Annotated in this window: 18 protein-coding genes; all 18 read left to right on the top strand. The window is 35.0% G+C overall.

Going from position 1 to position 18,070, the window contains the following annotated elements:
• Window positions 1–273 precede the first annotated feature (273 nt).
• Window positions 274–3,978 carry a DNA-directed RNA polymerase subunit beta gene (gene rpoB / locus ACJDU8_RS11460; RefSeq protein WP_406792292.1) on the top strand — a complete coding sequence of 1,235 codons (3,705 nt, stop codon included), beginning with the start codon at window positions 274–276 and terminating at the stop codon, window positions 3,976–3,978.
• A gap of 17 nt (window positions 3,979–3,995) precedes the next feature.
• Entirely contained in the window at window positions 3,996–7,532 is a 3,537-nt protein-coding gene (rpoC, locus tag ACJDU8_RS11455; protein WP_406792291.1) for a DNA-directed RNA polymerase subunit beta', read from the top strand.
• 115 nt (window positions 7,533–7,647) lie between these two features.
• Window positions 7,648–7,887: a ribosomal L7Ae/L30e/S12e/Gadd45 family protein gene (locus tag ACJDU8_RS11450; protein ID WP_406792290.1), complete on the top strand. Its 240-nt coding sequence runs from the start codon at window positions 7,648–7,650 to the stop codon at window positions 7,885–7,887.
• A gap of 88 nt (window positions 7,888–7,975) precedes the next feature.
• Window positions 7,976–8,353, top strand: coding sequence for a 30S ribosomal protein S12 (rpsL, locus tag ACJDU8_RS11445; protein WP_406792289.1), 378 nt, complete (start codon window positions 7,976–7,978; stop codon window positions 8,351–8,353).
• Between the two features lie 143 nt (window positions 8,354–8,496).
• On the top strand, window positions 8,497–8,967 hold the full coding sequence (gene rpsG, locus ACJDU8_RS11440; RefSeq protein WP_406792288.1) for a 30S ribosomal protein S7: 471 nt from the start codon (window positions 8,497–8,499) through the stop codon (window positions 8,965–8,967).
• Window positions 8,968–9,045: 78 nt separating this feature from the next.
• Window positions 9,046–11,115, top strand: a complete 2,070-nt coding sequence (gene fusA, locus ACJDU8_RS11435) for an elongation factor G (RefSeq protein ID WP_406792287.1) — start codon at window positions 9,046–9,048, stop codon at window positions 11,113–11,115.
• A gap of 38 nt (window positions 11,116–11,153) precedes the next feature.
• Window positions 11,154–12,347, top strand: coding sequence for an elongation factor Tu (gene tuf, locus ACJDU8_RS11430; RefSeq protein ID WP_406792286.1), 1,194 nt, complete (start codon window positions 11,154–11,156; stop codon window positions 12,345–12,347).
• A 455-nt stretch (window positions 12,348–12,802) separates the two neighbouring features.
• The gene (gene rpsJ, locus ACJDU8_RS11425) at window positions 12,803–13,111 is read left to right on the top strand and encodes a 30S ribosomal protein S10 (RefSeq protein WP_406792285.1); all 309 of its coding nucleotides are present in this window, start codon (window positions 12,803–12,805) and stop codon (window positions 13,109–13,111) included.
• A gap of 79 nt (window positions 13,112–13,190) precedes the next feature.
• On the top strand, window positions 13,191–13,820 hold the full coding sequence (rplC, locus tag ACJDU8_RS11420; protein WP_406792284.1) for a 50S ribosomal protein L3: 630 nt from the start codon (window positions 13,191–13,193) through the stop codon (window positions 13,818–13,820).
• A 24-nt stretch (window positions 13,821–13,844) separates the two neighbouring features.
• Window positions 13,845–14,465 carry a 50S ribosomal protein L4 gene (rplD, locus tag ACJDU8_RS11415; RefSeq protein ID WP_406792283.1) on the top strand — a complete coding sequence of 207 codons (621 nt, stop codon included), beginning with the start codon at window positions 13,845–13,847 and terminating at the stop codon, window positions 14,463–14,465.
• Window positions 14,465–14,761 carry a 50S ribosomal protein L23 gene (gene rplW / locus ACJDU8_RS11410; protein WP_011988805.1) on the top strand — a complete coding sequence of 99 codons (297 nt, stop codon included), beginning with the start codon at window positions 14,465–14,467 and terminating at the stop codon, window positions 14,759–14,761. The genes rplD and rplW overlap by 1 nt, the downstream gene beginning before the upstream one ends.
• Window positions 14,762–14,819: 58 nt before the next feature.
• Window positions 14,820–15,653 (top strand): 50S ribosomal protein L2, encoded by an 834-nt coding sequence (gene rplB / locus ACJDU8_RS11405; RefSeq protein ID WP_406792282.1) that lies wholly within the window; start codon window positions 14,820–14,822, stop codon window positions 15,651–15,653.
• A 127-nt stretch (window positions 15,654–15,780) separates the two neighbouring features.
• A complete protein-coding gene (gene rpsS / locus ACJDU8_RS11400; protein ID WP_406792281.1) occupies window positions 15,781–16,068 on the top strand; it encodes a 30S ribosomal protein S19 in 288 nt (95 codons plus the stop codon).
• Between the two features lie 23 nt (window positions 16,069–16,091).
• A complete protein-coding gene (rplV, locus tag ACJDU8_RS11395) occupies window positions 16,092–16,427 on the top strand; it encodes a 50S ribosomal protein L22 (RefSeq protein ID WP_406792280.1) in 336 nt (111 codons plus the stop codon).
• Between the two features lie 15 nt (window positions 16,428–16,442).
• Window positions 16,443–17,114, top strand: a complete 672-nt coding sequence (rpsC, locus tag ACJDU8_RS11390) for a 30S ribosomal protein S3 (RefSeq protein ID WP_406792279.1) — start codon at window positions 16,443–16,445, stop codon at window positions 17,112–17,114.
• A 17-nt stretch (window positions 17,115–17,131) separates the two neighbouring features.
• Window positions 17,132–17,575 carry a 50S ribosomal protein L16 gene (gene rplP, locus ACJDU8_RS11385; protein WP_406792278.1) on the top strand — a complete coding sequence of 148 codons (444 nt, stop codon included), beginning with the start codon at window positions 17,132–17,134 and terminating at the stop codon, window positions 17,573–17,575.
• Window positions 17,565–17,780 carry a 50S ribosomal protein L29 gene (gene rpmC, locus ACJDU8_RS11380; protein ID WP_406792277.1) on the top strand — a complete coding sequence of 72 codons (216 nt, stop codon included), beginning with the start codon at window positions 17,565–17,567 and terminating at the stop codon, window positions 17,778–17,780. The genes rplP and rpmC overlap by 11 nt, the downstream gene beginning before the upstream one ends.
• A 19-nt stretch (window positions 17,781–17,799) precedes the next feature.
• Entirely contained in the window at window positions 17,800–18,054 is a 255-nt protein-coding gene (rpsQ, locus tag ACJDU8_RS11375; RefSeq protein WP_406792276.1) for a 30S ribosomal protein S17, read from the top strand.
• The last annotated feature ends 16 nt before the right edge of the window (window positions 18,055–18,070 follow it).

The following is an 18,070-nucleotide window of genomic DNA, read 5'->3' as shown; positions in this document are numbered from 1 at the left end:
AAAGAGGTGCTTTAATTTAAAGTACCTCTTTAATAGTTGTAATAAATTTGAAAATTTTATTATTGACAATACTTTCATACTATGATAAAATAATAAATCGCATTGATTAGTTATAAATTTAATTTGCAATGCTTTAAAATTTAACAATATTTGAATTAATTGCAATAAATAGGTTATAATACTTTGATGGCAGTAATAAATCCATAAACATACATATATAACAATGTTGAATGTTTTTGGTTATTTTTAGTTTATGCGAGGGGTGAAAAATCAATGGTACATCCTGTCCGGGTTGGTAAAAGAACACGAATGAGTTTTTCCAGGCTTAAAGAAATAGGTCATATGCCTAATTTGATTGAAGTTCAGTTGGATTCCTATAATTGGTTTTTAAAAGAAGGGCTTCAAGAGGTATTTGAGGACATTAATCCTATTCAAGATTATACAGCAAATCTTAATTTAGAGTTTGTGGGATATAAGCTAGATGTGGATAATATTAAGTATTCTGTAGAAGAATGTAAAGAAAGAGATGCTACTTATGCGGCACCTTTAAAAGTAAAGGTAAGGTTACTTAACAAAGAAACTGGTGAAGTTAAAGAGCAAGAAGTTTTTATGGGGGATTTCCCTCTTATGACGGAGCAAGGAACTTTTATAATCAATGGGGCTGAAAGAGTTATAGTTAGCCAGCTTGTGAGATCACCAGGTGTATATTACGATGTGTCAGTTGATAAAACTGGTAAGAATCTTTTTTCTTCAACTGTAATACCTAATAGAGGAGCCTGGCTAGAGTATGAAACAGACTCTAATAATATAATATATGTAAGAATAGATAAGACAAGGAAATTGCCTATAACTATTCTTGTCAGGGCTATGGGTTATGGTACAGATGCAGAAATCACTAATTTTTTTGGAGAGGATGAAAGGCTAAAGGCTACAATTGAAAAAGATAATACAAAGACTCACGAAGAAGCCTTACTTGAAATATACAAAAGATTGAGACCCGGGGAGCCGCCCACAGTAGATAGTGCACGTTCACTTATTGAATCCTTATTTTTTGACCCTAAAAGATATGATCTTTCTAGGGTAGGAAGATATAAGTTTAATAAAAAGCTATCTTTGCATCTTAGGATTGTAAATCAAATATCAGCTCAAGATATAGTAAACCCGGAGACGGGGGAAATACTTATCCAAAAAGGTGAAAGGATAGATAGGGAAAAAGCCGTACAAATTCAGCAGTGTGGGGTGAATTCAGTAGATATTGAAATTGAAGATAGCACACTGAGGGTTATAGGTAATAATTTTGTGAACATAAATAATTTTGTTAATTTTAATATAGATGACTTAAATATAAAGGAAAGTGTATATTACCCCGCTTTAAAACAAATTTTAGATAATTACAGCAGTGAAGAAAGCATTAAAGAGCAGATAAAGAAGAATATTTACAATTTAATTCCAAAACATATAATTAGGGATGATATATATGCTACTGTTAGTTATGAGTTGGGGCTAGCTTATGGAGTTGGGCATACTGACGATATAGATCATCTTGGAAATAGAAGGCTTAGATCCGTAGGAGAGTTATTGCAAAATCAGTTTAGAATAGGCCTCTCTAGAATGGAAAGGGTAGTTAAAGAAAGAATGACTATACAAGATCAAGAAGTAATAACACCTCAGGCTTTAATAAATATAAGGCCAGTGGCTGCATCTATAAAGGAATTTTTTGGGAGTTCCCAGCTTTCTCAATTTATGGATCAGACTAATCCTTTATCAGAACTTACTCATAAGAGGAGATTATCGGCGCTGGGACCAGGTGGACTTTCCAGGGAAAGAGCCGGGTTTGAAGTTAGAGATGTTCATCATTCACATTACGGAAGAATGTGTCCTATAGAAACACCAGAAGGGCCTAATATTGGTTTGATTAATTCTTTGGCAACTTATGCTAAAGTCAATGAGTATGGCTTTATAGAAACACCATATAGAAAAGTAAATAAAAAAGATAAAATAGTTACTAATGATATTGTATATATGACAGCAGATGAGGAAGATGAGTACTTAATAGGCAGAGCAAATGAACCTATTGATGAAGATGGCAGATTTGTAGATAGTAAAATTACAGTTAGAGATAAAGAAGATGTTATTGTAGTACCTGCAGAAGATGTTGATTACATGGATTTATCTCCAAGGCAGTTAGTTTCAGTTGCTACAGCTATGATACCATTTCTTGAAAATGATGATGCCAGTCGTGCCCTTATGGGATCGAATATGCAGAGGCAGGCAGTTCCGCTTTTAAAACCACAGGCTCCTATTGTAGGAACAGGTATTGAATATAAAGCGGCAGTAGATTCAGGAGTGCTTCCAAAAGCCAGAAACGAAGGAATAGTATCTTATGTATGTGCTAATGAAATAAGAGTTAAAAGGGATTCTGATGGAGGAACTGATATTTATAGACTCCTCAAATTTCAGAGATCTAACCAAGGAACATGTATAAATCAAAGGCCTATAGTCAAAAAAGGAGAAATAGTTAAAAAAGGAACAGTTCTTGCAGATGGACCGTCTACTGATCTGGGAGAAATAGCACTTGGCAAAAATATCAGAATGGGTTTTACAACCTGGGAAGGATATAATTATGAGGATGCCATGCTTATATCGGAGGAGCTTGTAAAAAAAGATGTGTTTACATCAATTCACATAGAAGAATATGAATCAGAAGCTAGGGATACAAAACTAGGTCCGGAAGAAATTACAAGAGATATACCTAATGTGGGAGAAGATGCTTTAAAGGATATAGATGAAAGTGGAATTATAAAGATAGGAGCTGAGGTTCGGGCAGGTGACATATTAGTAGGTAAAGTAACACCTAAAGGGGAAACTGAACTTACGGCGGAAGAGAGGTTGCTAAGGGCTATATTTGGGGAAAAAGCTAGAGAGGTTAGAGATACTTCTCTTAGAGTACCTCATGGAGAGGCAGGTATAATTGTAGACGTAAAAGTATTTACAAGAAAGAATGGAGATGAGCTTTCTCCAGGAGTTAATAAACTTGTTAGATGTTATATAGCTCAAAAGAGAAAAATATCTGTAGGTGATAAAATGGCAGGAAGACATGGTAATAAAGGTGTTATATCCAGAGTATTACCAGAAGAAGATATGCCTTTTTTGCCAGATGGTAGGCCTCTTGAAATATGCCTAAATCCACTTGGAGTACCTTCTCGTATGAATATAGGTCAAGTGCTTGAAGTCCATTTAGGCTGGGCTGCCAGTAAATTAGGTTGGCATATAGCAACTCCTGTATTTGATGGAGCTACAGAAGAAGATATTACAGAATGCCTGAAAAAAGCAGGATATAGAGAAGATGGAAAAACTATATTGTATGATGGTAGAACGGGGGAGCCCTTTAATAGACCAGTAACGGTAGGCTATATGTATATCTTAAAATTGGCTCATCTAGTTGATGATAAAATTCATGCACGATCTACAGGGCCATATTCACTAGTAACCCAACAACCATTGGGTGGTAAAGCGCAATTTGGAGGCCAAAGATTCGGTGAAATGGAAGTTTGGGCATTGGAAGCATATGGGGCTGCTCATACCCTCCAGGAGATATTGACAGTAAAATCGGATGATGTGGTTGGAAGAGTTAAAACTTATGAGGCAATTGTTAAAGGCGAAAATATACCTGAACCAGGTGTACCAGAGTCATTTAAAGTACTTATAAAAGAACTTCAAGCTTTATGTTTAGATGTGAAGGTATTAAACGATAATAACCAGGAAATTAAGTTGAAAGAATCTGTAGATGAAGAAATAGAAAATTTAGATGTTAACATAGAAGGAAATGAAGATTTCATTTTGCCATCACAAGATAATGATTATGAGGAAGCAGAAGATAGTGAAGAGGATGATGAATTGGATCTGGATTATGATGATTTAACTTTAGATGATTTGAAAGATGATTTGAAAATAGATGATTTTAATGATGAACATTAGGAAGGGAGGATGTACCCTTGTTTGAATTAAATAACTTTGATGCACTTCAAATAGGCTTAGCTTCACCAGAAAAAATAAGAGAGTGGTCGAGAGGTGAGGTGAAAAAACCTGAAACAATAAACTATAGAACATTAAAGCCAGAAAGAGATGGGTTGTTCTGTGAAAGGATTTTTGGACCTCAAAAAGATTGGGAATGTCATTGTGGTAAGTATAAAAGAATTAGATACAAAGGTATAGTTTGTGATAGGTGTGGTGTAGAAGTAACTAAAGCAAAAGTAAGGCGTGAGAGAATGGGGCATATTGAATTAGCAGCTCCGGTATCTCACATATGGTACTTTAAGGGAATACCATCCCGTATGGGACTTATCTTAGATATGTCTCCAAGGGCCTTGGAAAAGGTGCTGTATTTTGCATCCTATGTTGTTTTAGATCCAAAAGAAACTCAACTACTAAAGAAACAGTTATTAACTGAGAAAGAGTATAGGGAAGCTGTAGATAAATATGGTGAAGAAAACTTTGTAGCTAGTATGGGGGCAGAATCCGTTAAAAAGCTTTTAGAGGAAATAGATCTTCAACAGCTATCTTTAGTGTTAAAAGAAGACTTAAAAAACAGTACAGGACAAAAGAAAGTAAGAATAATAAGAAGATTAGAAGTTGTTGAGTCCTTTAGAAAATCTGGAAATAGACCTGAATGGATGGTTATAGATGTAATTCCTGTTATACCACCGGACTTAAGACCTATGGTTCAATTAGACGGAGGAAGATTTGCCACTTCCGATTTAAATGACTTATACAGAAGGGTTATAAATAGAAATAACAGACTTAAAAAATTACTGGATTTAGGAGCACCGGATATAATAGTAAGAAATGAGAAGAGGATGCTCCAGGAAGCAGTAGATGCCCTTATAGATAATGGAAGAAGAGGAAGACCGGTGACGGGCCCTGGAAATAGGCCATTAAAATCTCTATCAGATATGCTAAAAGGTAAGCAGGGTAGGTTTAGGCAAAATTTACTTGGAAAACGTGTTGATTATTCAGGCCGTTCTGTTATAGTAGTTGGACCTGAACTTAAAATGTATCAATGTGGTTTGCCTAAGGAGATGGCGCTTGAACTTTTTAAACCATTTGTAATGAAGAAATTGGTTGAAAGAGGATTAGCTCATAATATTAAAAGTGCCAAAAGAATGGTAGAGCGAGTTCAGGCTCAGGTTTGGGATGTATTAGAAGAAGTAATATCTGATCATCCAGTACTTTTAAATCGAGCACCTACACTTCATAGATTGGGGATACAGGCATTTCAACCGATACTTGTAGAAGGAAGAGCCATAAAACTGCATCCTTTATCCTGTACAGCTTATAATGCTGATTTTGACGGAGATCAGATGGCGGTTCATGTTCCTTTATCTGTCGAAGCTCAATCAGAAGCCAGGTTTTTAATGCTGGCTGCTCATAATATATTAAAGCCTTCAGATGGCAAACCGGTAGTTGTACCTACACAGGATATGGTATTAGGTTCATATTACCTAACTGTAGAAAGAGAAGGGGCTAAAGGAGAAGGAAGATTTTTTTCCTCATCAGATGAGGTAATAATGGCATATGAGTTAAAACAAATTGATATAAATGCTAAAATAAAGGTGAAAATAACAAAGCTTGAAGAGGAAGAATATGTAAGTGGTATAATTGATGCTACTGCAGGGAAAATAATATTTAATGAGTGTGTACCACAGGATTTAGGATTTGTAGATAGAAATAAACCTGAGAATGCGTTTAAACTAGAAATTGATTTTCTTGTGGCAAAGAAAAACTTAGGTAAAATAATAAATAAATGTTATATGAAACATGGTGCCACTAAAACATCTATAATGTTAGATAAAATAAAGGCAAGGGGATATCATTATTCCACCATAAGTGGAATAACAGTCTCTACTTCAGATATGGTGGTACCTGAGGCTAAAAAAAGACTTCTCAGTGAATCAGATGCAGCAGTGGATAAGATAGAAAAGATGTATAGAAGAGGATTTATATCAGAAGATGAAAGATATCAAAGGGTTATAGAAAGATGGACTAAAACTACAGAAGATGTAGCGGATGAGCTTATGAATAATTTGGATAAATTTAATCCTATATTTATGATGGCTGACTCAGGAGCTAGAGGCTCTAAAAGTCAGATCAAACAGCTTGCAGGCATGAGGGGACTTATGGCAAATCCATCAGGAAAAATAATAGAACTTCCTATAAGAGCGTCTTTTAGAGAAGGGTTAGACGTATTAGAATATTTTATATCAACTCACGGAGCAAGAAAAGGAAATGCAGATACGGCCTTAAAAACTGCGGATTCTGGATACCTTACAAGAAGGCTTGTTGATGTAAGTCAAGATGTTATAGTGAGAGAAGAAGATTGTGGAACTCATGAAGGATATGATGTTTCAGAAATAAAAGAAGGAAATGAAGTAATAGAAAGTTTGTCAGAAAGACTTACGGGAAGATATTCAGCAGAGGATATTATAAATCCTAACACCAAAGAATTAATAGTATCAAAAAATACTTATATGGACTCAAAAATAGCAGATAGGATAGAAGCTTCAGGAATAAAAAAAGTGAAAATAAGATCTGTTTTTACTTGTAAATCGAGGCATGGAGTATGTTCACGATGTTATGGAATGAATATGGCTACTGCACAGAAAATTGATATAGGAGAATCTGTAGGTATAATAGCAGCACAGAGTATAGGAGAACCTGGTACACAGCTTACCATGAGAACTTTCCATACTGGTGGAGTTGCAGGCTCAGATATAACTCAAGGTCTTCCAAGGGTTGAAGAATTATTTGAAGCTAGAAAACCAAAAGGTCTTGCTATAGTAAGTGAAGTTTCAGGTACTGTAAAAATGGAAGAAACTAAAAAGAAAAGAAGTGTTTCTGTAATTACAGATAGTGGAGAAGAAGTAACTTATGATATACCATTTGGATCAAGAATTAAAGTATCGAATGGAGAGGCAATAAGTGCAGGTGATGAGGTAACGGAAGGTTCTGTAAATCCTCATGATATTTTGAGGATAAAGGGTGTTCAGGGAGTTAAAAATTATCTTTTGTCTGAAGTACAAAAGGTTTATAGACTGCAGGGCGTTGATATAAACGATAAACACCTTGAAGTAGTAATAAGACAAATGACAAGAAAAATTAAAATAGAAGAATCAGGAGATACAGAATTATTGCCAGGGACCATGATTGATATATTTGATTTTGAAGAGGAAAATTCCAGAGTAGAGACTGATGGAGGAAATACAGCTCAAGGTAGAGTGGCCCTTTTAGGGATAACTAAAGCCGCACTGGCTACAGAGTCATTTCTTTCTGCAGCATCTTTCCAGGAGACTACAAGAGTTCTTACAGATGCAGCTATAAAAGGAAAGGTAGATCCTTTGCTGGGATTAAAAGAAAATGTAATTATTGGTAAGCTTATACCTGCAGGGACAGGTATGACCAGGTATAGATCAGTAAAAATTAATACAGAGAATGAAATATCAGAGAAGCAATCAGAAAATCAATTAGAAGCTTAGCGTATAATTTATTGACATAGTAATACTAAAATGATAAAATACATCTGTATGTTTTTTTGAGGAGACAAAGCATTGCATACTTTGTCTCCATAACATTATAGGAGGGAATGGAATAATGATTTATAGACTTACAGGAAATAAAGTTGTGGGTTTAAAGCAGACAGTTAAAGCTATAAAAAATAATAATGCAAAAACTGTTTATATAGCTAAGGACGCCGATGATAAAATAATACAGTCCGTAAAAGCATTAATTGATGAGGATTCCCCAGAAGTAGTTTATGTAGATACTATGAAAGAATTAGGCAAATTATGTGGTATAGATGTAGGGGCTGCTACAGCTGCTATATTAAAATAATAGTTTTTTTGTAAGTTAAATTGCGTTTAACAATAAATTAATATAAATTTTAAACTATTATAATATATTTTTATAAGGAGGTGTGAACATGCCAACAATAAGTCAGTTAATAAGAAAAGGCAGGAAGACAGTGAGTTCAAAATCAACAGCACCAGCATTAAAAGAATGTCCTCAAAAAAGAGGGGTTTGTACAGTGGTAAAAACTACTACCCCTAAAAAACCAAATTCAGCTTTAAGAAAAATTGCTAGAGTTAGGTTAACAAATGGGTATGAAGTTAGTGCATACATTCCAGGTATAGGACATAACTTACAGGAACATAGTGTTGTTCTAATAAGAGGAGGAAGAGTTAAAGATCTTCCAGGTGTTAGGTACCATATAGTAAGAGGAGCATTAGATTCAGCAGGAGTTGCTGATAGACTACAGGGAAGATCAAAATACGGTGCTAAAAGACCTAAGCAGAAATAGTTTAGTCTAGGTTGGTTGATAAAGCGGTGCTATGTCTTCAGCGTTTATATATATTTATTTTGCAGAAGTACAAAGCACTTTGCGGCTTTTTAAAAGTCGAGTACCGATGAACTTAAATTAATTTTATTAAGGAGGGAAGTAAAGTGGCAAGAAAAGGACATATAGGAAAAAGAGACGTACTACCAGATCCAGTATACAACAGTAAGGTTGTTACTAAGCTAATAAATAACATAATGAAAGATGGTAAAAAAGGGGTGGCTCAGAAGATTTGTTATGGAGCCTTTGACATAATTAAGAATAAAACAAATAAGGAACCAATAGAAGTCTTTGAGGAAGCAATGAATAATATAATGCCTCTTTTAGAAGTAAAAGCTAGGAGAATTGGTGGTGCAACATATCAAGTCCCAATAGAGGTTAGACCAGAGAGAAGACAGACATTAGGAATAAGATGGCTCCTTGTAGCATCAAGAAAACGAGGAGAAAAATATATGAGAGAAAGGCTTGCTTCAGAATTAATGGATGCAGCAAATAATACAGGTACGGCTGTTAAGAAAAGAGAAGACACTCATAAGATGGCTGAAGCTAATAAAGCCTTTGCACATTATAGATATTAATATTCGAAACTGTTTTGGTAATTTTACTGAAGCAGTTTTATCAAATTTTAAATTTACACTTGCGAGGAGGAAATTTAAGTGGGAAGAGAATATCCGCTAGAAAAGTTCCGTAACATAGGAATAATGGCACACATTGATGCAGGAAAAACTACTACTACGGAACGTATACTTTTCTATACAGGAAGAACTCATAAAATAGGAGAAGTACATGAGGGGCAGGCTACTATGGACTGGATGGCTCAGGAGCAGGAAAGAGGAATAACAATAACTTCAGCTGCCACTTTTTGTAAATGGAAAGGATATGCTATAAATATAATTGATACACCAGGACACGTGGATTTTACTGTAGAAGTTGAGAGATCCCTAAGAGTTCTTGATGGAGCTGTCACTGTTTTAGATGCTAAAAGTGGAGTAGAACCGCAAACAGAAACTGTATGGAGGCAAGCAGATAATTATGGAGTTCCAAGGTTAGTTTATGTAAATAAAATGGACTCAACCGGAGCAGACTTTTATATGTGTGTAGATGCTTTAAGGAATAGACTTCATTGCAATGCTATACCTATACAGATTCCAATAGGAACAGAAAGTGAATTTAAAGGGATAGTAAACCTCATAAAAAATGAAGCTATAATATATGAGGATGATCTAGGAACTGTTATGGATGAGGTTGAAATACCTGATGATTTAAAAGATAAGGCTGCCCAATATAGAACCGAATTAATTGAAGCAGTGGCTGAATTAGATGAAGATATGATGATGAAATATTTAGATGGAGAAGAGTTAACAGAAGAGGAGATAGTATCTGCAATTAGAAAAGGTGTTATTTCAAATCATATAGTACCAGTTTTATGTGGATCATCTTATAAAAATAAAGGTGTACAGCCAATGATAGATGCGGTAGTTGATTTTATGCCTTCACCACTTGATATACCACCTGTAAAAGGAATAGATCCTGAAAAAGGTGAAGAAATTGATATGCCAGCAGATGACAATTCACCATTATCTGCGCTAGCATTTAAAATTGCAACAGATCCATTTGTAGGTAAACTAGCATTTACAAGAATTTATTCAGGAATTATGAAAAGCGGTACTTATGTATATAATTCAACAAAAGGAAAAAAGGAAAGAATCGCAAGGCTTGTAAAAATGCACTCAAACCGTAGAGAAGAAGTTGATGAACTTCGTGCAGGAGATTTGGGAGCTATAGTAGGCTTGAAAGATACTACAACAGGTAATACACTTTGTAATGAAGAAAATCCAATAGTACTTGAAAGTATGGAATTTCCTGAACCAGTTATACATGTTGCAATAGAACCTAAAACAAAGGCTGGCCAAGAAAAGATGGGTATTGCACTTTCAAAACTTGCAGAAGAGGATCCAACATTTAAGACCTATACGGATCAGGAAACAGGACAGACAATTATAGCAGGAATGGGAGAACTTCATTTAGAAATAATTGTAGATAGACTTCAAAGAGAATTCAAAGTAGAGTGTAATGTTGGTAAACCACAAGTTGCTTATAAAGAAACTGTTAGAAAAACTGTTAAAGCAGAAGGTAAATTTGTTAGACAGTCTGGTGGACATGGCCAATATGGTCACTGTTGGATAGAAATGTCACCTTCCCAAGAGGGATATTCATTTGAAAATGCTATTGTGGGAGGAACTATTCCAAAGGAATATATTTCTCCAATTGATGAGGGTGTACGACAAGCTTCTGAAACGGGAGTAGTAGCAGGATATCCTACTATAAACTTTAAAGTTAAATTATATGATGGTTCTTATCATGATGTAGACTCTTCAGAGATGGCATTTAAAATTGCAGCATCTATGGCATTTAAAAGTGCTATGTCAAAAGCAGATCCAGTTCTGCTTGAACCGATGATGAAAGTTGAAGTTACAGTACCAGAAGAATATATGGGAGATGTAATAGGAGATATAAATTCTAGGAGAGGAAGAATAGAAGGAATGGACCCAAGGGCGGGAGCTCAAGTTATAAGATCCTTTGTTCCACTTTCTGAAATGTTTGGATATGCTACTGTACTCAGATCAAGAACACAAGGCAGAGGAGTTTATTCTATGACCTTTGATCATTATGAAGAGGTTCCAAAGAGTATTCAAGAAAAAATTACAGGTGAAAAAAATAAGTAGTTTTATAATATACTAGTTTATTTAAGGAGGAAGAAGTAATGTCAAAAGAAAAGTTTGAGAGAACAAAACCGCATGTAAACATAGGAACAATAGGACACGTAGACCACGGTAAAACCACATTGACAGCGGCAATAACAATGGTGCTGGCAAAGGAAGGTAAAGCATCAGCTACAAAATACGATGAAATAGATAAGGCACCGGAAGAAAAAGAAAGAGGTATAACAATAAATACAGCACATGTAGAATACCAGACAGATAACAGACACTATGCACATGTGGACTGTCCAGGACATGCTGACTATGTAAAGAACATGATAACAGGTGCGGCACAGATGGATGGTGCGATACTAGTAGTAAGTGCAGCAGATGGTCCAATGCCACAGACAAGAGAGCATATACTACTGGCAAGCAGGGTAGGAGTACAGTATATAGTAGTATTTTTAAATAAGTCAGATCAGGTAGATGACCCTGAATTAATAGAGTTGGTAGAAATGGAAGTAAGGGAATTATTAAGCGAATATGGATTCCCAGGAGACGATGTTCCAATAATAGTAGGAAGTGCGTTAAAGGTAATTGAAAATCCAGATGATGCTGAGGCAACTAAATGTATACATGAATTGATGGAAGCAGTAGACAGCTATATACCAACACCAGAGAGACCAATAGATAAATCATTCTTAATGCCAATAGAAGATGTATTTACAATTACAGGAAGAGGTACAGTAGCTACAGGAAGAGTAGAAAGTGGAGTACTTAAAATAGGGGACGAATTAGAAATAGTAGGGTTAAAGGAAGAGAAGAAGAAGACAGTATGTACAGGTGTAGAAATGTTTAGAAAGCTTCTAGATCAGGCTATGGCAGGAGATAATATAGGAGCATTATTAAGAGGCGTACAGAGAGATGAAGTAGAAAGAGGTCAGGTACTTGCAAAGCCAGGTTCAGTGAAGCCACATAAAAAATTTGTAGGCCAAGTGTATGTATTAAAGAAAGAAGAAGGCGGAAGACATACACCATTTTTCAATGGATATAGACCACAATTTTATTTTAGAACAACAGATGTAACAGGTTCAATATCATTACCAGAAGGAGTAGAGATGGTAATGCCTGGGGATCATATAGATATGAATGTAGAATTAATAACACCAGTAGCTATGCATGAAGGATTAAGGTTTGCAATAAGAGAAGGCGGAAGAACAGTTGGTTCAGGTGTTGTTACCACTATATCTGAGTAGTCAGCAATGTGGTATTGATAATTTAGTAATAAGAATGCAGTGAAAAGGAAAGAGAATTCTCTTTCCTTAATTTAACACATGGGGTTAAATTAATTCTACTAGATGTTTAAAACTTTTATAGCGTTAAATTTTAATTAATTTTAATAAATAAGTGAGTAAATGAGAACCTTAGGAGGGCGTAAGGTTACTAGCTTAAAAGTGCAAATTTTTACTTGTCAGAAATAAGAATTTAGTGTATAATTAAGAAGTTGTGATGTTATAACAGCGATGATGCAAGAGGTTGCCGGGCTTCCGGGTAATTCTTGACTGAGTATGCCAAGGTCTTGAACTAGGCGACGGTGATTTTATAGAGTGTTCTTTGTATCAAAATATATGAAACGCCTGGAACAGTTTATAGAATATATCCGCTGTTGTACGTAAGAAGTATAGCGTGCATGAAAAGGAGGGAAATAACAATGGCAAAACAAAAAATAAGAATAAGGTTAAAAGCTTTTGACCATACCATACTGGATCAATCATCTGAAAAAATAGTAGAAACTGCTAAGTCTACGGGGGCAAAGGTAGCAGGACCGGTACCACTACCTACAGAAAAAGATATAGTCACAATTCTAAGAGCCCCACATAAATATAAAGATTCAAGAGAACAATTTGAAATAAGGACTCATAAAAGGCTTATAGATATAATAAGTCCATCACCAAAAACTGTTGATGCCTTAATGAGGCTCGATTTACCAGCAGGTGTTGATATTGAGATAAAATTATAATTGTAATAAATTATTATTACTAACTATTATGATCGTTTAGTTTAAATGATCCGCTAATATGTTTAGGAGGTGTATGTAAATGAAAAAGGTTATATTGGGTAAAAAATTAGGTATGACCCAAATATTTGATGAGAATGGTAAGGTAATTCCTGTTACAGTAATTGAAGCAGGTCCTTGTGTAGTTGTACAAAAGAAAACTGCAGAAAAAGATGGATATGAATCTATACAAATTGGTTTTAGTGATATAAGAGAAAAACTTGTCAACAAACCATTGAAAGGTCATTTTGCAAAGGCAGGAGTTTCATTAAAAAGATTCTTAAAGGAATTTAAAGTTAATAATATAAACGAATATGAAGTAGGCCAGGAAATAAAAGCAGATGTTTTTGCAGAAGGCGACAAAATTGATGTATCTGGAGTTTCAAAAGGTAAGGGATTTCAAGGGGTAATAAAAAGATGGAATGCCCAAAGAGGACCTATGTCTCATGGTTCCAAATTTCATAGGGCTGTTGGTTCAATGGGAGCTTCCTCGGATCCATCTAGAACCTTTAAAAATAAAAAAATGCCAGGTCATATGGGGAATAAGAATACTACTGTTTTAAATCTGCAGGTGGCAAAAGTTATTGCTGAAAAGAATATCATCCTGATAAAGGGTGGTGTACCAGGACCTAACAAAAGCTTTTTGTCAATAAGAAATACAGTTAAAGCTTAATTTTATTAGAAAGGAGGATGCAGAATGCCTATAGTAGGATTATTTAATAAAGAAGGTCAAAAAATTGGAGATTTTGAGTTATCAGATAAAGTGTTTGGTGTTGAAGTGAATCAGTATGTTACGCATCAAGTAGTTGTGGCATTACTTGCTAATAAGAGGCAGGGAACGCAATCGGCGAAAACTAGAGCTGAAGTTTCTGGAGGTGGAATTAAACCTTGGAGACAAAAAGGAACTGGTAGAGCAAGACAGGGTTCTATAAGGGCACCACAATGGATTCATGGTGGTGTAGTTTTTGCGGTAAAACCTAGAAGTTATAGAGTCTCAGTTCCAAAGTCAGCGAGAAGGTTAGCTATGAAGTCTGCTCTATCAAGTAAAGTTGAAGAAAATCAGATAGTAGTGTTAGAAAATTTAGAAATAGATGTTCCAAAAACAAAAGACATAGTGAAAATGTTAAGTACTTTTGAGGCCAAGAAAACATTGATTGTTACTGCTGAATCAAATCAAAATGTATATAAGTCAGCAAGAAATATACAAGGAGTATCAGTTATTCCAGTTAATAACTTAAATGTATATGACTTGTTGAAATATGAAAAACTTATAATAACTAAAGATGCTGTATCAAAAATTGAGGAGGTGTATGCATAATGAAATATACTAATTATGATATCATAAGAAGGCCTGTTATAACGGAGAAAAGTATGGGCGCTATGAATGAGAAAAAATACACCTTTATTGTTGATATACGTGCTAATAAATCAATGATAAAAAGGGCCATTGAAGATGTATTTGGAGTAACTGTGGAAACTGTAAATACATCAAGGTATAAAGGAAAGAAAAAAAGAGTGGGTGTGCATATAGGAAAAAGACCAGATTACAAAAAAGCAATTGTTAAACTCACAGAAGAAAGTAAAACAATAGAATTCTTTGAAGGAATACAATAATAGATAAAGCAGTTATTGGAGAAATCCAGATAAGCGAAAAAAGGAGGGAATACCGGTTATGGCAGTTAAGGGATTTAAACCTACCACACCTTCGAGAAGGCATATGACTGTAAATACATTTGAGGAAATAACTACAGATGTGCCAGAAAGATCACTTCTTGTTGCATTAAAAAAGAGTGGTGGTAGAAATGCTCACGGTAAAATAACAGTTCGTCATATAGGTGGTGGAGCAAAACGAAAATATAGATTAATAGATTTTAAAAGAACTAAAGATGGTATACCAGCAAAAGTATCCTCTATAGAATATGATCCTAATAGGTCGGCATTTATAGCTCTTGTGACTTATTTAGATGGTGAAAAAAGATATATAATAGCTCCAGTTGGGTTGAAAGTTGGAGATGTAATAGTATCAGGAGCAGATTCAGATATAAAGGTAGGAAATTGTCTTCCAATTGTTAACATACCTGTAGGTACAACAATTCACAATATAGAATTGCAAGCAGGAAAAGGAGCACAGCTTGTAAGATCAGCAGGAACTTCAGCTCAGCTTATGGCTAAAGAGGGAAAATATGCAACATTGAGACTTCCAAGTGGTGAAGTAAGATATGTAAGAATAGAGTGCAGAGCAACAATAGGTACAGTTTCAAATTTAACTCATGAAATAATTAACATAGGTAAAGCAGGTAGAAAGAGACATATGGGAATAAGACCAACAGTTAGGGGTTCCGTAATGAATCCTAATGACCATCCACATGGTGGTGGAGAAGGAAAATCACCGGTAGGTCATCCAGGGCCACTTACTCCATGGGGCAAACCTGCATTAGGATTAAAAACTAGAAAAAACAAGAAATATTCTGATAAACTCATAATTAAGAGAAAAAATGGCAGGTAACTTGAAGAGAATATATATTCTCTTCGTTGATTTAAGTAAAAACTTAAATTTATAAGTTAGACAAAGATTTGTTATATTGATTTAGAAAAATTTTATTTGGATAAATTGTATGAAGGGAGGCTAAAAAGTGAGCAGATCAGTAAAAAAAGGACCTTATGTCCAAGAATCACTTTTAAACAAAATAAATGAGTTAAATAAAAAAGGCGAAAAAAAAGTTATAAAAACTTGGTCACGAAGTTCCACTATATTTCCTCAAATGATAGGTCATACTATAGCAGTGCATGATGGGAGAAAACATGTTCCTGTATATATAGCGGAAGATATGGTAGGTCATAAATTGGGAGAATTCGCTTTAACTAGAACATATAGGGGACACGTTGATAGAAGTGAAAAAACAACTCGTGTTTCTAGATAATTGGAAAGGAGGTAGTAGGCAAAATGGAAGCTAAGGCTATAGCTAAATATGTAAGAATGTCCTCAATGAAAGTAGGAGTTGTGCTTAATTTGGTTAGAGGTAAAAATGTAAATGAGGCTTTTGCCATATTAAAATATACTCCAAGAGATGCAGCTGTAGTAGTTAATAAACTTTTGAAATCAGCAGTTGCTAATGCAGAAAATAATTTAGATTTAAATAGAGATACTTTATATATTTCAGAAGCATATGCTTGTGAGGGTCCAACATTAAAAAGATTTCAGCCACATGCTCAAGGAAGAGCTTTTAGAATTAAGAAAAGAAGTAGTCATATAACTTTGGTAGTTAAGGAAAGAGAGTAAGAAGGAGGGAAACAGATGGGACAAAAAGTACATCCGCACGGCTTAAGAGTTGGCATAATTAAAGAATGGGATGCTAAGTGGTATGCAGATAAGAAAAATTTTGCAGATAATCTAGTTGAAGATAATAAGATTAGAAAATTTGTAAAGAAAAAAGGTGCCATAGCTGGAATTTCAAAAATTCAAATTGAAAGAGCAGCTAAAAGAATTAAATTAAATATATTTACAGCTAAGCCTGGTATGATAATAGGAAAAGGCGGCCAAGGAATTGATGCCCTAAAAGCAGAGTTGAAAAAAATAGTTCCACAAAAAGTTATACTTATAAATATAGTTGAGGTAAAAGTAGCGGAGGCTGATGCCCAACTTATGGCAGAGAATATAGCACTGCAGCTTGAAAAAAGAATTTCTTTTAGAAGAGCTATGAAGCAAACAATACAAAGGGCAATGAGGTCCGGTGTTAAAGGGGTTAAAACAACATGTTCAGGAAGACTTGGTGGTGCTGAAATAGCAAGAGCTGAATCCTACCATGAAGGAACAATTCCATTACAGACTTTAAGAGCTGATATAGATTATGGATTTGCAGAAGCAGATACCACATACGGTAAAATAGGAGTAAAGGTATGGGTATATAAAGGAGAAGTGCTTCCTGCTAAAAAACCTGTTGAAACCAAGGAAGAAGCTAAAGCATAGGGAAGGAGGAATAGCATATGTTAATGCCTAAAAAAGTTAAGCATCGTAAGGTACAGCGAGGTAGAATGAAAGGCAAGGCTACAAGAGGTAATTTCATAGCATATGGAGATTACGCTATACAAGCCACGGAATGTGCATGGATAACAAACAATCAAATAGAGGCAGCGAGAATAGCTATAAATAGATATATTAAAAGAGGAGGAAAGCTCTGGATAAAGATTTTTCCTGATAAACCAGTTACAGAAAAACCGGCAGAAACACGTATGGGTTCCGGTAAAGGTTCACCAGAATATTGGGTAGCGGTTGTTAAACCAGGTAGAATATTATTCGAGTTATCAGGTGTTCCAGAAGAAACAGCTAGGGAAGCAATGAGACTTGCATCACACAAATTGCCTATAAAGACTAAATTCGTGACGAGAAGAGATTTTGAAGAAGTGGGTGGTGAAAGCGATGAAGGCTAGAGAATTACAAGAACTAAGACAAAGTAGTAGCCCTCAAGACTTGCAGGCAAAGGTACAGGATCTTAAATCCGAATTATTTAATTTAAGATTCCAATTGGCTACAGGTCAATTGGAGAATCCTATGAGAATAAGGGAAGTTAAAAAATCTATAGCCCAAATTAAAACCATCCTTAGAGAAGAAGAACTAAGGGCGTTTGAACAATAGATTGAAAGGAGGTTTATTCGTGGAAAGAGGATATAGAAAAACGAGAATAGGAAGAGTTACTTCCGATAAAATGGATAAAACTATAGTAGTTGCAGTTGAAAATAGAGTTCGTCATCCATTATATGGTAAAATAGTAAAAAGAACTACTAAATTTAAGGCTCATGATGAAAATAATGAGGCAAGAAATAATGATAGAGTATTAATAATGGAAACTAGACCTTTATCAAAAGATAAAAGATGGAGGCTTGTAGAAATAGTAGAAAAAGCTAAATAGCATAGCTGAAAGGAGG

It is taken from the genome of Candidatus Clostridium eludens (assembly GCF_045310515.1).
GTDB classification, from domain to species: Bacteria; Bacillota; Clostridia; order Clostridiales; family Clostridiaceae; genus Clostridium_B; species Clostridium_B eludens.
The sequence above is the reverse complement of the archived record's forward strand: the minus strand, read 5'-3'. Positions and strand labels throughout refer to the sequence as shown.